This window comes from Mycobacterium sp., assembly GCF_049278535.1.
Classification (GTDB): domain Bacteria; phylum Actinomycetota; class Actinomycetes; order Mycobacteriales; family Mycobacteriaceae; genus Mycobacterium.
The window spans coordinates 41657-56653 of sequence record NZ_JBAPMI010000211.1 but is presented as its reverse complement, the minus strand read 5'-3'; the positions used below and the strand labels follow the sequence as shown (position 1 = coordinate 56653).

Genomic DNA, 14997 nt, shown 5'->3' with positions numbered 1-14997 from the left:
TACGGTAAGGCTCACGAGTACTTTATGTGGAACAGATATTTGGTACAGGAACGGGGTTGCCGGGTCGGGGGCGAGACCGCGATCCGCACGCGGAGCCGCGATATCTCAATGGCGCGAATGCGAAGTCGACGACACGGAACCCGTCAGCGCGCACCCCGCAAGTATGCGTGGACGACGACGCCTACCGGTGCGTATTCGAAATCTTGGTTGTCAGATTGACGCGGATGTGTCACGTTCGGCGGCCCCGCGCACCAGGGTGTCGCGCGCGTTGACCAGCGCCGCGTGCTTGCCCTGCGCGCGCACGATGTTCTCCGGCACCCACAGGGCGTCCATCACGTAGCGCGCCAGCATGGACAGCGACGGCGAATCCTCGATTCGGATGTCGCCCGAATCGATCCCCTCCGACAACAGCGCTCTGAGCTGCCGTAAGCGCATGGTGAACGCCAGGCCCGGGTTGGGTGTGTCGGGCGGCGACTGGCGCATCCAGGCGAGTTGGATCTTCCACTCATCGGGGAACTGATCCAACGCATTGATGTTGACCCAGCTGAGTGCGTCCAGCTTCTCCACCGGTGTGGCATCGGTGCGCAGGACGCTGGCAAAGCCGCCGCCGGCTTTCTTCCCGAACGACTCCATGATCGAGGCGAGCAGTTCGTCTTTCGACCCGATCAGCCGATAGACCGTTCCTGTGCCCAGTCCGGCGGCGGCGGCGATGTCGCGGATCGTGGTGACCTCGTAGCCCTTTTTGCCGAACTCGGCGCGTGCGACCGCGCGGACGTGCGCGCCTTTGTCGTTGCCGTCGGCCTCGCTCTCGTCGGCCCAGGTGTTGATCGCCGCCTCGGCGGCAGCGAAAGCGCTGGAGCTATTCAGTTCTCGGTCGCTGTGCGATCGACTGGCCAGGCCGTGCAACATGATGCGGCACATGACAACTGCGGTCTGATCGGCTGCGCCGGTATGCCTGATGATGTCGAGCCCGACATGCATCATGGTCTGGCAGATCCGGTCGGCCAGCGTGGGTAGGTCGATGTCGGATCTGATGAAGCCGCTCCACCTGCCCGCCCGCAGCGTTTGCAGCATTGCCTGCTGCACGGCGGTCGGCGGGTTTTGCAGGAGTTCGACGAGTTCCGGATTCGCGCTCGGGGCTTCGTAAAACGACATCTGCAGGGCCGCGCGGTGCTGCACGGCGCAGCGTGCGATCGCGGATCCCAGTTCGACGATCTTGTCGGCCACCGAGCGCGGATCGGCCTGGTCCAATTTCTCGTGGGCAATCTCGCCGATGCGATCCAGGTCGGCGTAGTACCGCCGGACCAGCTCGACGAGGATTGCCTCCTTCGATTCGAAGTGGTGATACAGGCTTCCCGGCAGGATGCCCGCCGCGTCGGCGATCTCTTGCAAAGAGGTGCGCAAGCCTGAGGAGGCAATCAACGATGCGGCGGTTTGCAGGATTTCGGTACGACGAGTGCCGTCGTCATAGGCGCCCCCGCCCTCGTTTGCCAAGTCGGGGACGCGTTTTGCGGCACGCCGCCCCCGCGGTGTCATGCTTGAACGCCCTGCGCGCTCAGGCCGGACCAACGAATCGGCATCGGGCAAGTCTAGGCGCGCGGAGCTCGGAGTGGCTGCAGCCTCGGATGGTTGCTGAAGCCCCACGACACCTCCACGGGCCGGTCCTGCAAGATCCTTGACCGAATGTTTGGTTTAACGCTACCAGGTTGCCTCGGCTCAACTGTGCAGGTTGAACGGTATGAGCGCGGCGGCCAACAAGAACGCGTCAGTGAAGTACGGATTCGGCGAACTCGGCGCCAAGCTGCACGAGGCAGTGGTCAGGTTGATCGAGAAACGCGCTCCAGCTCAGTAGCCGCTTGAGGTACAAGTGCGCGTCGTGTTCCCACGTGTAGCCGATACCGCCGAAGACCTGGATGGCGGTGTCACCCACGGCGGCGAGCCGGCCGGCGAATGCCTTGGTGCGCAGCGCGGCTGAATGTCGCGTCGCGCGACTTCCCGCGTCGGCGGCCCACAAGGCATGGATCACGCCGCTGCGGGCGAGCTCCACCGTTTCGTACATGTCGACGCACAGGTGCTGGACTGCCTGGAACGCGCCGATCGGCTGGCCGAATTGCCTTCGCACTTTGGCATATTCGAGGACGAGATCCAAGATTGCCCGTGCGGCGCCGAGCGCGTCAGCGGCCCAGGCGATCGTCACGTCATCGATCAGGGCCTCGATGGCGTCGGCAGACGCGGCGCCCAGATATTGCCCAGGTGTGTCGTCGAGCCGGATGCGAAACTGTTTGCGGGTCTGGTCGATTCCGGTCTGCGCGGTGATTTCGATGCCAGGCGTCGACGGCGCAACCGCGAAAAGACCTGTGCCGTCTCGGTCGTCGGCCAGGACGAGGATCACGTCGGCAGCGGCGACATCCCACGCGGCCTCGATCTCGCCGTGCACGGCGACGCCGTCACCACGGTCGGCCACGCTCGGGCGGCCACCGGCGAGCGGGCCCACCGTGGCAGTCAAGGAACCTTCAGCGATCCCGGTGAATATCGGAGCCGCCACGCTGTCATCCACCTCGAACCGCGTCAGCGCTCGGGTCGCGGTGACGGCAGTCGACAGCCACGGTCCGGGGTGCAGCCTGGCGCCGAGTTCTTCGAGCACGATGCCGGCCTCGACCATCGTCATGCCGGCGCCGTCGTATTCGGACGGCACGAGCAGTCCGGTGGTGCCCAGGTCGGCGAGCCCCCGCCAAACCGCCTCGGTGGTCCCGGTCGCATCGTCGAGGAGCGGGCGGACATGTCCGGCGATGGAAGCTTTTTCGGCGAGAAAGCTTCGCACGGTGTCGCGCAGCGCGACCTGCTCGTCGGTCAGCTCCAGGTTCATGAGCGCGGCAACCCCAGAACGCGTTGGGCGGTGATGTTCTTGTTGATCTGGGTCGTCCCGCCGGCGATGGTCAGCGAGCGCGAGGTCAGGCGATAGTCAGCCCACCGGCGGCCGTCGGGGTGCGTTCCGAGCAGGTCGAAGGCCAGAGCCGCGATGCTCTGCCCGACCTCGCCCCAGATTGTCTTGGCGAGACTCGCCGACCCGAACGCGTCGCCGCCGTGCAGAATCGCGGAGATCGACCGCTGGCACAGCACCTCGAGATATTTGATGCGCAAAGCGATTTCGCCCAGCCGTCGTAGCGTCGTGGGGTCCTCGAGCACCGGCCGGTTGCCGATCTCGACGTCCGCCAGATCGGTGACGAGTTCCCGCAGCCGCACTTGCATCTCGGTGTAAAGGCGTGCGGCGCCGGCCCGCTCGTGACTCAGCGTCGTGGTCGCGATTGCCCAGCCGCCGTTCTCCGGGCCGAGCAGGGCATCGACCGGTACCCGCACATCGTTGAAGAATACTTCCGCGAAATCCGCCTCTCCGCTCAGCGTGACAAGCGGCCGAACCTCGATGCCCGGCAACGACATATCGAGAATCAGGCAGGAGATGCCCTTGTGCTTCGGCACGTCCGGGTCGGTGCGCACGTACAGCTGACACCAGCTGGCCCGGTGACCCAGTGAGGTCCAGATCTTTTGGCCGTTGACGACGTAGAAATCGCCTTGCGAATCAGGGCTGCGCACCGCGCGGGTACGCAGTGAGGCGAGATCGGAGCCGGCTTCGGGCTCCGACATTCCCTGGCACCAGATGTCGTCGGCGCGCATCATCCGGGGGAGCAGCGTGCGCTTCTGTGCCTCGGTTCCGTGCTGCATGATCGCCGGCGCGATGTTGTTCATCCCGATCACATTGAGGTGGACCGGCACCCGTGCCCGGGTCGTCTCCTCCGCGCAGACGAGCTGCTCGAGCACCCCGGCCCCGCGGCCGCCGTACTCCTGTGGCCACGAGACCGCCGCCCAGCCGGCGGCGGCCATCGTCGCGTTCCATGTCCGAAGAGTCTGAAATGCCGCTTCGTCCCGACCTCGCCCGCGGTTGGCGGCGATGACCTCGTCGGTCAGGTTCGCGGCCAGCCAGGCGCGCAATTCCTTGCGGACCTGTTCCACCTCTGGTGGGTATGAGAAATCCACGTTTCCTATTGACTCAGGGCGATTGACTTCGGTCAATGCCGGACTTTACGGTGGAACAGATATTTGGTCAACATTGGCCCTTGCCAACCGACTGCGTTCCGGTAAGGCTCTCCATAGTATCCTGCGTCACGGCGCCCGCTCCGCGTCCCGACTACGAAAGCGCAACAAACATGACTGACACTGTAAAGGTCCGCTTCGAGCCGAAGATGATGATCGACGGCAAGTTGGTCGACGGCCAGGCCGGCACTTTCACCAACATCAACCCGGCGACCGAGGAGTCGCTCGGGGAGGTGGCCGACGCTTCCAAAGAGGACATGCACCGGGCCATCGACGCCGCGCGTCGCGCGTTCGACGAGACGGACTGGTCGACGAACAAGGAGCTGCGCAAGCGCTGCCTGCTGCAGTTGCACGACGCGATCGAATCCGAGAAGGAAGAGCTGCGTGAGGAGCTCATCCTCGAAGTCGGATCACCTCGGGCCATCACATTCGGCCCACAACTGGACGCCCCGCTGGCCGACGGGCTGAAGTACCCGGCCCGGCTGATCGACGAATACGCCTGGGAGACCGATCTTGGCGACCGGGTGATCAGCCTCACCGGCGCGAACACCTCCATCAAGGTCTGGCGGGAGCCGGTCGGCGTGGTCGGTGCGATCGTGCCTTGGAACTTCCCGTTCGAGGTGACGCTCAACAAGCTGGGGCAGGCGCTGGGTACCGGTAACACCGTCGTGCTCAAGCCGGCGCCGAACACTCCGTTCAACGCGAATCGGCTGGGCCGGCTGATCGCCGAAAAGACCGATATCCCCGCGGGTGTCGTCAACGTCGTGACCGCATCGGATCACTTTGTCGGCGAGGAGCTCACGCTGTCGCCGAAGGTCGACCTGATCTCGTTCACCGGATCGACGGTGGTCGGCAAGCGGATCATGGAAAAGGGCGCTGCCACCATGAAGCGGCTTTTTCTGGAACTCGGCGGCAAGTCAGCCACCATCGTCCTGGAGGACGCCGACTTCGGGTTGGCCTGCGCGATCGGCATCGCGCCCTGTATGCACGCGGGACAGGGTTGCGCCAACCCCACCCGGATGCTGCTGCCCCGGTCTCGCTACGAGGAGGGGGTGGCGATCCTGAAGAGCATCTACGAGAACGTCACCTGCGGCGACCCGCAGGACCCCGGCACCCTGTGTGGGCCGGTGATTTCGCAGCGACAGTTCGACCGCGTGACGGGCTACATCAAGAAGGGCGTCGAGGAAGGTGCGACCGCGCTGGTCGGTGGACCCGGTGCGGACACCGGTTTCGACAAGGGATACTTCGTCCGGCCAACGCTTTTCACCGATGTCGACAACAAAATGACGATCGCCCAGGAGGAGATCTTTGGCCCCGTGCTGTCGGTCATTCCGTTCGACGACGAAGAAGACGCGATCCGGATTGCCAACGACAGTCCGTACGGTCTGGCCGGCAACGTGATGTCGGGATCGCTGGAGCATTCGCTGGCCGTGGCGCGTCGCATCAAGGCCGGTTTCATGGGCGTCAACGGTGGCGCACCGTACGGCGCCGACACACCGTTCGGCGGGTACAAGGACAGCGGTGTTGGCCGCCAGAACGGTGTGGCCGGTTTCGACCAGTACACCGAGGTCAAATCCGTGGGTTACCCGGCGGTCTGACACGGGAGCGCTAAACCGGCGCCCCGGCGGGCTACCTTTGTCCGGTGACCGACGCCGCAGTTGCGCAACGTGCGACCGGCCGCAAGATCGCGATCCGCTACGCTGCCGGTCTCGCGTGCGGCCATCTGATCGGTACCGCCGATGCCGCCGCGATCGTGATTCCGTTGCACGGTCAGTTCGCCAGCCAGACTAGGGCGTACTTCTCTGCGGCCAGCCTGATCACCGCAACAGTGATCGTGGTGCTCGGGACAATCGCGGTCGCGGCCGGGGGTATCGCAAACCTGGTTCCGGTCCTGAGGTGGTTTGTCGCCGGGCAGCAACCGACTGTCGAGCAGCGGCGATCAGCCATGCGTCTGCTCGGGCGGCAGTCGACGATCCTGGCGGTGGTGTGGGCGGTCAGCGGTGTCACTTACCTCGTGCTGAATCTCGACGGCCTTGCGCCCCTGTGGGTCCCGACCCTGCTGGCGGTCGTCTTCGGTGGGACCGCGGCAGCAAGCCTGAGTCTGCTGCTCACGCAGCGATCCCTTCGGTCGATTATGTTGGCGGCCACGCAGGGGACCGAGGGCCTGGTGGTCGCGCCCAGCGTGCTCACGCGGCTGATCGGGATGTGGCTGCTGGGCAGTGGTCTGCCGTCCCTGGCGATTGCCGGTCTGGTGTTGACTCGCTCGAACGGCTGGATCATTGCGAAGACCGGATCGGTCGAGATGCCCATCCTGGTAGTGACGCTGGTCGCGATTCTGATCGGGCTTCCGGTGATGATCATGACCTCCAGATCGATCTCGGATCCGGTGCGCGAGGTCGTCGACGCGATGGCCGAGGTCGAGCGAGGCAGGATCGACACCTTCGTCGGCGTGTACGAGAAGTCTGAAATCGGCCGCTTGCAAGACGGATTCAACCGAATGGTCGCCGGAATCGGCGAACGCGACCGATTACGCGATCTGTTCGGCCGCCATGTCGGGGCCGACGTGGCCCGACGGGCCTTTGAAGAAGGCACCTCGCTGTCCGGTGATGTACGAGAGGCGGCAATCCTTTTCATCGATCTGGTTGGTTCGACCACGCTGACGGCCATCAGGCCGCCGCAAGAGGTGGCCGGGGTACTCAACGATTTTTTCCGCATCGTCGTCAGCGCTGTCGACGACCACCATGGGCTGATCAACAAATTCCAGGGTGACGCCGCGCTGGCGGTCTTCGGGGCCCCGCTGGCCCTGGACGGGTCTGCGTCAGCCGCCTTGGCAACCGCCCGCACGCTACGCAACCAACTACGCCGGCTACCGCTGGTCGACTTCGGGGTTGGTGTATCGGCGGGGCCGGTGTTCGCCGGAAACATCGGCGCCGAAAACCGTTACGAATACACCGTTGTCGGCGATGCCGTCAACGAGGCGGCGCGACTGGCCGACTTCGCCAAGACGCTGGACCAACGGATCGTCAGTTCGGCCGCCGCCATCGAGCGCGCTGACACGGCTGAGCGCCGAAACTGGGTCGCCCATGGTGAGACCGTGCTACGCGGACGCGCGGAGTCGACCCAGATCTGGACTCCGACAGGCAACAATTAGCGCTCGCGCGACAACTCGTCAGCAGCGTTTGCCGAATGGCTTACAGTTGTGCAATCGGTCTAGCCAGCGAAAGGGACGAAGATCTCGATGCCCATTCCCCGATATCCCGACGACGTCACTCGCGAGTGGCTCTCGGCGGTCCTGAGCAGTCGCGGAACCACCGTGCGGTTGTTCAGCATCGACGTGGTCGCGGTCGGTACCGGGCAGACCGGAGCGACCTATCGGGTGTCGGCGACGTACGCCGGTGACGCCGGCAACCTGCCCGACACGTTCGTCATCAAACTGCCTGCTCAGGACGACACCGTGCGGGACAGGGTGACCATCGGCTACCGCAGCGAATGCGCTTTCTACACCGGGGTGGCGGACCGGGTGCGGGTGCCGACACCGCAATGCTTCTACTGCGAGATCAGCGATGACGCGTTGGACTACGCGCTGCTGCTCGCCGATCAGGCGCCGGCCGTGCAAGGCGATCAACTCGCGGGATGCGGCGAGCCCGAAGCGCGGCTGGCCGTGACGGCCATAGCCGGACTGCACGGGCCGAGCTGGTGCGATCCGGTCTGGCTGGACTTCCCCGGGATCGCCTTCGCCCGGCCGGACGAAGCATCGGCCGGCGGGCTGGGTGAGGTGGCCCGGATGAGCGCCGAGATCACGCTGGACAAGCTCGGTGACCGGATGAGCGCTGCCGACCGGGAAACCTTCACCACGGCAATGGATTTGGTGACACCGTGGTTGCTTGCCGAGCGGGATCGGTTCGCGCTGTTGCACGGTGACTACCGGCTCGACAACCTGCTGTTTTTTCCGGACTCAGCCGGCGTGACGGTGGTGGATTGGCAGACGCTCGGGGTGGGCCTGCCCGCCCGCGATCTGGCGTACTTCACCGCGACCAGCCTCAAGCCCGAGCTGCGCGCATCGATCGAGCGCGACCTTGTCGACGAGTACCACCGAGCCCTTACCGGCTACGGCGTAACCGGCTACGACCGCGAAACCTGTTGGCGCGATTACCGACTCGGCATGACGCAGGCTCTGTTGATCTCGGCGCTGGGGTTCGCGTTCGCCACTGCGACCGATCGCGGCGACGACATGGTGCTGACCATGCTGGCCCGGGGCTGCCAGGCAATCCGCGAGCTGGGCACGTTGGATCTCGTCGGCGAGTACGCGGCGCAGCAGCCAACGACGACATGATCCCGCATACCGCCGCGGCGAATCAGAACTGAGTCGAGCCCTGGTCGACGGGTACTGCCGCTGCTGTGACAAAGCGTGATTCGTCGCTGGCCAGCCAGCACACCGCGTCGGCGATGTCGTCGGGTTCGGCCACCCAGTTCGGCAGAAACGGCGTGAGGGTGTTCGCCAAGTGCGGACTTGTCTCGGTAAACTTTGCCAAGGCGCCGACCATGTCGCCGCCGCCCATTGCAGTGTTGACTGGACCGGGGTGCACACTGTTGACCCGGATTGAATGCATACCCAACTCAGCGGCGAACGCGCGTGCCATCCCGGTGACCGCGTGCTTGCTGGCGGTGTAGTGCACCATGAATGGCTGCAGCTTGAGGCCGGCTGCGGAGCTGATCAGGATGATGGATCCGCCCCGGCCGCCGTCGATGATCTGCTGGGCGCCGGCCATCACGGTGTTCCACGTTCCCGTCACATTGACCTCGATCACGTCGCGAAACGATTCGGGAGTGATTTCGTTCCACGCCTCTGGAGCCGTGATGCCGGCGTTAGCGACGATAATGTCCAGTCGCCCGAGCGCAGCCACGCCGTCGTCCACAGCCTGGCGCAGACCGTCGAAGTCGCGAATATCGTTGTGCGAGGCCATTATTTGGCGTCCAGTGGCCGCGACGAGCCGAACGGTTTCGGCCAGATCTTCCGGTGTTGCCGAGTCGTAACGGACGCAGGGTGGAAGCTTGCCCGCGAGATCGACGGCGATGATGTCGGCGCCCTCGCGAGCCATCCGGATGGCGTGCGCACGGCCCTGGCCACGTGCCGCTCCGGTGATGAATGCCACCTTGCCCGTGAGCCGGCCGGTCATGTGCGCTCCGTATCGTAAAGGTCACTGTAACCGGGACGATATTACGTCACTGCTTGCGCTGTGCCGCCTTGACCAGGTTCGACCCGATGATCAGTCTTTGGATCTCGCTAGTGCCCTCGTACAGTCGCAGCAGGCGCACATCGCGGTAGATGCGTTCTACCGGCACCTCGCGCATGTATCCGCTGCCGCCGTGGATCTGCACGGCGAGATCGGCTACCTTGCCTGCCATTTCGGTGCAGAACACTTTGGCCGCCGAGGGCGCGACACGTCGATCCTCTTCGGTGAGCCACAGCCGGGCCGCGTCGCGGACGAGGGCGCGACCGGCCATCACTCCGGTCTGCTGGTCGGCGAGCATCGCCTGCACCAGCTGGAAGTTGCCGATCGGGGTGCCGCCCTGGGTGGCGGTGGCCGCGTACGTGATCGATTCGTCCAGCGCGCGCTGAGCCGCACCGACCGCCAGTGCGGCGATGTGAATGCGCCCGCGCGCCAGCGATGTCATTGCCGCCCGGTACCCGATATCTTCGCTGCCGCCGACTAGCGCGCCGGCCGGCACCCTGACATCGCTGAATCGCACGTCGGCGGTCCACGCGCCTTCCTGTCCCATTTTGGCGTCCTTGGTCCCGACTTCGACCCCGGCCGCCTCGGCAGGAACGAGGAACACCGCGATACCCGGTCCGGCGTCGTCGGCCGGACGGGTGCGCGCAAAGACCACGAACAGGTCTGCGACAGGTGCGTTGGTGATGAACCGCTTCTCGCCGGAGATCACCCAATCGTCTTCCGCGCCATCGCGAATGGCCTTGGTACGCAAGCCTGCTGGGTTCGATCCCGCTCCGGGTTCGGTCAGCGCGAACGATGCGACCTTCCCCGACGCCAGCGGCTCCAGCCAGGCGGCCTTCTGTTCATCGGTTCCGAACCCGACCAACACTTGCCCGGCGATGCCGTTATTGGTGCCGAACATCGACCGAAGCGCCAGTGACGTGTAGCCCAGCTCCATCGCCAGCTCGACGTCCTGGGTGATATCGAGCCCGAGCCCACCCCACTCCGGCGGAATGGCGTAGCCGAACAGCCCCATCTCCTTCGCCTGGCTCCGCAGATCATCGGGCACCCGGTCGGTCGCCAGAATCTCCTGCTCACGCGGAACGACCGCGGTGCGGACGAACTGTCTGGTCTGCGCGAGGATCTGCTGAAAGTCGTCGTCGTCGACGACCGCGGTAGGCATGAATCAGCGCTCCCTTCGGGCGGTGCAATTACCAGCGGACGCGGTGTGGCGGCGCCCCGCCGTCCGTCGTCTGGGCGCGATCATATATGAAATATGATGTGCGATGATGTCCCGTGTCTGGGGCCCGAAGAGAAGGACGGTGATCGTGTGTCGTTGTTGACCGGTCAAACCGCAGTCATCACCGGTGGCGCCCAGGGACTGGGTTTGGCCATCGCGCGGCGGTTCATCGATGAGGGCGCCCGGGTAGTGCTCGGCGACGTGAATCTCGAGGCGACGCAGGCTGCGGCCGCCGAACTCGGCGGTGACGACGTCGCCACCGCGGTGCGCTGCGACGTGACGTCCGCAGACGAGGTCGACGCGCTGATCGCGGCGGCTGTCGATCGGTTCGGCACGCTGGACATCATGATCAACAACGCCGGCATCACCCGCGACGCCACGATGCGCAAGATGACCGAGGACCAGTTCGACCAGGTGATCGCGGTGCACCTGAAGGGAACGTGGAACGGGCTGCGTAAAGCAGCCGCGGTCATGCGGGAGAACAAACGCGGCGCGATCGTCAACATGTCGTCGATCTCCGGGAAGGTCGGCATGGTCGGCCAGACCAACTATTCGGCGGCCAAGGCCGGCATCGTCGGCATGACCAAGGCGGCTTCCAAGGAGCTCGCCCACCTCGGTGTGCGGGTCAACGCGATCCGGCCCGGGCTGATTAGGTCGGCGATGACCGAGGCCATGCCGCAACGAATCTGGGACGAGAAGCTCGCCGAGATACCGATGGGACGGGCCGGCGAGCCCGAGGAGGTCGCCAAGGTCGCGCTGTTCCTCGCCAGCGATCTGTCGTCGTACATGACCGGAACCGTTCTCGAGGTGACCGGCGGAAGGCACCTATGAGCGTGCGCGAAGCGGTGATCTGCGAGCCGGTACGGACACCGATCGGCCGCTACGGTGGAATGTTCAAGTCGCAGAGCGCTGTTGAGCTCGGGGTGGCTGCTCTCACCGGTCTACTGGACCGGACTGGCGTTCCTCCTGCGGCGGTACAGGACGTCATACTCGGGCACTGTTATCCCAGCAGCGAAGCCCCCGCGATCGGTCGCGTTATCGCGCTTGATTCGGGTCTGCCGGTGACGGTTCCCGGCATGCAGATCGACCGTCGTTGCGGATCAGGCCTCCAAGCGGTGATTCAGGCAGGTCTTCAGATCCGCTCCGGCGACCATGATCTGGTCGTCGCCGGTGGCGCGGAGAGCATGAGCAACGTCGCGTTCTACTCCACAGATATGCGGTGGGGCGGCGGCCGCGGCGGCGTCCAGGTGCACGATGGGCTGGCGCGCGGACGCACCACCGCCGGAGGTCGCCACTACCCGGTGCCCGGCGGGATGCTGGAGACCGCCGAGAATTTGCGCCGGCAATACGACATCTCGCGTCAGGAGCAGGACGAACTTGCGGTGACATCGCACCAGCGTGCGGTGGCCGCGCAGCGTGGCGGTCTGCTGGCTGAGGAGATCATTCCGGTGACCGTGCGCGGCCGACACGGTGAGGAAGTCATCGACACCGACGAGCATCCGCGCGCCGATACCACGGTGGAATCGTTGAGCAAGCTCAAAGCTGTTCTGCTCAAGGATGATCCAGAAGCAACGGTCACTGCCGGAAACGCCAGCGGGCAAAACGACGCGGCGTCGATGTGTCTGGTGACCACCCCGGAAAAAGCCGCTGAACTCGGACTCACCCCGCTGGTCCGGCTGGTGTCGTGGGGTGTCGCGGCGGTCCCGCCTGACGTGATGGGAATCGGCCCGGTGCCTGCCACCGAGCTTGCCCTGGCCAAAGCGGGCTTGCAATTGCGCGACATCGACCTTATCGAACTCAACGAGGCGTTTGCCGCCCAGGCGCTTGCCGTGATGCGGGAGTGGGGCTTTGGCGCCGCCGATCGGGAGCGGACGAACGTACATGGCTCAGGAATCTCGCTGGGCCATCCGGTCGGCGCCACCGGCGGAAGAATGTTGGCCACGCTGGCCCGCGAACTGAATCGGCGGAACGCGCGCTACGGTCTGGAAACCATGTGCATCGGCGGCGGGCAGGGCCTGGCCGCGATCTTCGAGCGGGTCGGGGCGCGATGACCACCCCCTTGGCCGGCCTCACCGTCGTCGAGGTCTCCAGCTTCGTCGCCGCGCCGTTGTGCGGGATGACGTTGAGTCAGCTTGGGGCGTCGGTGATTCGGGTCGACCCGATCGGCGGCGCATCCGACACGCATCGTTGGCCGGTCACCGCGACCGGCACATCGATCTACTGGACCGGGCTGAACAAGGGAAAGCGTTCGGCCACCGTTGATTTGCGCTCTCCCGACGGGCAAGAGCTGGTCCAGCGGCTGATCGTCGAGGGCGATGGCGTGGTGGTGACCAACGCCGCGGGATTGTCCTGGCTGTCGTATGGCACGCTCGTGGCCAAACGTCCCGACCTGATCCATCTGCAGGTGCTCGGCCGTCATGACGGCTCCACCGGGGTGGACTACACGGTCAATGCCGCCACTGGATTTCCGTTGGTGACCGGCCCGGCGAATCACGCGGGCCCGATCAATCACGTGTTGCCGGCCTGGGATGTCTGTTGTGGCCTGTATGCCGCGCTCGCGGTCGTCGCCGCGCTGCGTCGCCGCGAGCAGTCCGGAGCGGGCGCTCAGATCACCCTCGCGCTGGAAGACGTCGCGCTGGCCACCGCGGGCAATCTGGGACTTCTGACCGAGCCTCAGGTGAACGGCACCCAACGTGAGCGCCTCGGCAACGCTATTTATGGGCAGTACGGTCAGGATTTCACCAGTCGCGATGGCGTCGCATTCATGATCGTCACCCTGACCAGACGTCATTTTCAGGATCTCGTCGAGGTATCAGGCACTGCTGCAGCCGTTTTGGCGCTCGCGGACTCGCTCGGTGCGGATTTCGCCGACGAAGGCGTGCGCTATCGATACCGCGACGTGCTGAGCGGACTCTTTGCGACGTGGTTCGCCGAGCGCACCGCCGACGAGGTGACGCAGGCGCTGTCGGCCACCAGCGTGTTGTTCGAGCGCTATCAGAGCTTCGGGCAGGCTGCCGAAGGTGAACGGGTCACCGCAAATCCGTTGTTCTCCCGGCTGCACCAAGACGGCCTGGGGGACTACCTCGCGCCGGGGATGCCGACCGTTTTCGACGGCGAATATTTCGCCGGTGAGCCGGCACCCCGACTGGGCGGCGATACCGCCGACGTGCTGACCGCGGCCCTGGGATTGAGCGCTGCCGACATCACGCGTCTGACCGACGCGAAAACGATCGCCAGCTAGTAAGGAGGACGGCGCCAAATGACCAAACTTGCTGAAACGATTGGCCTGACCGACGTTCAGAATGAAATCATCGCCACGGTACGACAATTCGTCGAAAAGGAAGTCATACCGAACGCGCCCGCGTTGGAGCGCTCCGATACCTATCCGCAGGCGATCGTCGACCAGATGCGGGAAATGGGTCTGTTCGGTCTGATGATCCCGCAAGAATACGGCGGATTGGGCGAGTCGTTGTTGACCTATGCCCTCTGCGTCGAAGAGCTGGCCCGCGGCTGGATGAGCATCTCGGGGGTGCTCAACACCCACTTCATCGTCGCCTACATGCTGCGTCAGCACGGCACCGACGAGCAGAAGCAGCGCTTCTTACCGCGCATGGCGGCCGGTGAGATTCGCGGATCGTTCTCGATGTCCGAGCCGGAGTTGGGTTCCGATGTCGCCGCGATCCGCACCCGCGCCACCCGCAACGGCGACGGCGACTACACCATCAACGGCCAGAAGATGTGGCTGACCAACGGTGCCAGCTCCAGTTTGGTTGCGGCGCTGGTTCGCACCGACGAAGGCGCGGACGCACCGCACCGGAATCTGACCGCATTCCTCATCGAGAAGCCCACCGGTTTCGGGGAGGTGATGCCCGGACTGACGATACCGGGAAAGATCGACAAGCTGGGCTACAAGGGAATCGACACCACGGAACTCATCTTCGACGGATACGCCGCGAGCGCCGACGACGTCCTGGGCGGCGTCCCGGGCCAGGGTTTCTACCAGATGATGGACGGCATCGAGGTCGGCCGAGTCAACGTTTCGGCCCGAGCGGTCGGGGTGGCTATCCGCGCATTCGAACTCGCCGTGCGGTATGCGCAGCAACGTCACACCTTCGGTAAACCGATCGCCGAACACCAGGCCATTGCCTTCCAAATCGCCGAGATGGCAACCAAAGTCGAGGCAGCTCACCTGATGATGGTCAACGCCGCCCGGTTGAAGGATTCCGGCGAGCGTAACGACGTCGCGGCCGGAATGGCAAAATATCTTGCCAGCGAATTCTGCTCGGAGGTCACCCAGCAGAGCTTCCGCATCCACGGCGGCTACGGCTACTCCAAAGAGTACGAAATCGAGCGGCTGATGCGCGATGCGCCGTTTCTGCTCATCGGCGAGGGAACAAGTGAGATACAGAAGTCGATCATCAGCAAGCGACTCCTTGCCGAGTATCGGATTTGACC

The 14997-nt window shown here is 64.9% G+C and carries 12 protein-coding genes; 7 read left to right on the top strand and 5 right to left on the bottom strand.

The window, feature by feature from the left end; all coding sequences use genetic code 11:
* Window positions 1–210 precede the first annotated feature (210 nt).
* The 3 genes from WAO18_RS14710 to WAO18_RS14700 form a co-directional block, all read right to left on the bottom strand.
* Entirely contained in the window at window positions 211–1536 is a 1326-nt protein-coding gene (locus tag WAO18_RS14710; RefSeq protein ID WP_422206990.1) for a TetR/AcrR family transcriptional regulator, read from the bottom strand.
* A gap of 229 nt (window positions 1537–1765) precedes the next feature.
* Window positions 1766–2866: an acyl-CoA dehydrogenase family protein gene (locus WAO18_RS14705; protein WP_422206989.1), complete on the bottom strand. Its 1101-nt coding sequence runs from the start codon at window positions 2864–2866 to the stop codon at window positions 1766–1768.
* Window positions 2863–4032, bottom strand: a complete 1170-nt coding sequence (locus WAO18_RS14700) for an acyl-CoA dehydrogenase family protein (RefSeq protein ID WP_422206988.1) — start codon at window positions 4030–4032, stop codon at window positions 2863–2865. The genes WAO18_RS14705 and WAO18_RS14700 overlap by 4 nt, the downstream gene beginning before the upstream one ends.
* Window positions 4033–4202: 170 nt before the next feature.
* Between WAO18_RS14700 and WAO18_RS14695 the strand changes: the two genes are divergently transcribed.
* The 3 genes from WAO18_RS14695 (at window position 4203) to WAO18_RS14685 (ending at window position 8422) form a co-directional block, all read left to right on the top strand.
* A complete protein-coding gene (locus tag WAO18_RS14695) occupies window positions 4203–5687 on the top strand; it encodes an aldehyde dehydrogenase family protein (RefSeq protein ID WP_422206987.1) in 1485 nt (494 codons plus the stop codon).
* An 86-nt stretch (window positions 5688–5773) separates the two neighbouring features.
* The gene (locus WAO18_RS14690; protein WP_422207012.1) at window positions 5774–7240 is read left to right on the top strand and encodes an adenylate/guanylate cyclase domain-containing protein; all 1467 of its coding nucleotides are present in this window, start codon (window positions 5774–5776) and stop codon (window positions 7238–7240) included.
* Between the two features lie 87 nt (window positions 7241–7327).
* Window positions 7328–8422 carry a phosphotransferase family protein gene (locus WAO18_RS14685; RefSeq protein WP_422206986.1) on the top strand — a complete coding sequence of 365 codons (1095 nt, stop codon included), beginning with the start codon at window positions 7328–7330 and terminating at the stop codon, window positions 8420–8422.
* A 22-nt stretch (window positions 8423–8444) separates the two neighbouring features.
* Here WAO18_RS14685 and WAO18_RS14680 read toward each other — a convergent pair whose 3' ends face one another.
* Window positions 8445–9266 carry a mycofactocin-coupled SDR family oxidoreductase gene (locus WAO18_RS14680; protein WP_422206985.1) on the bottom strand — a complete coding sequence of 274 codons (822 nt, stop codon included), beginning with the start codon at window positions 9264–9266 and terminating at the stop codon, window positions 8445–8447.
* A 46-nt stretch (window positions 9267–9312) separates the two neighbouring features.
* Window positions 9313–10485, bottom strand: a complete 1173-nt coding sequence (locus WAO18_RS14675) for an acyl-CoA dehydrogenase family protein (RefSeq protein WP_422206984.1) — start codon at window positions 10483–10485, stop codon at window positions 9313–9315.
* 96 nt (window positions 10486–10581) lie between these two features.
* Between WAO18_RS14675 and fabG the strand changes: the two genes are divergently transcribed.
* From fabG to WAO18_RS14655, 4 genes are read left to right on the top strand one after another with little or no spacing between them, the layout of a single operon-like run.
* Window positions 10582–11373 (top strand): 3-oxoacyl-ACP reductase FabG, encoded by a 792-nt coding sequence (gene fabG / locus WAO18_RS14670; RefSeq protein ID WP_422206983.1) that lies wholly within the window; start codon window positions 10582–10584, stop codon window positions 11371–11373.
* A complete protein-coding gene (locus tag WAO18_RS14665; protein WP_422206982.1) occupies window positions 11370–12593 on the top strand; it encodes an acetyl-CoA C-acetyltransferase in 1224 nt (407 codons plus the stop codon). Before fabG ends, WAO18_RS14665 begins: the two co-directional genes overlap by 4 nt.
* Window positions 12590–13783: a CoA transferase gene (locus WAO18_RS14660; protein WP_422206981.1), complete on the top strand. Its 1194-nt coding sequence runs from the start codon at window positions 12590–12592 to the stop codon at window positions 13781–13783. The genes WAO18_RS14665 and WAO18_RS14660 overlap by 4 nt, the downstream gene beginning before the upstream one ends.
* 18 nt (window positions 13784–13801) lie before the next feature.
* On the top strand, window positions 13802–14995 hold the full coding sequence (locus tag WAO18_RS14655) for an acyl-CoA dehydrogenase family protein (protein WP_422206980.1): 1194 nt from the start codon (window positions 13802–13804) through the stop codon (window positions 14993–14995).
* Window positions 14996–14997 lie beyond the last annotated feature (2 nt).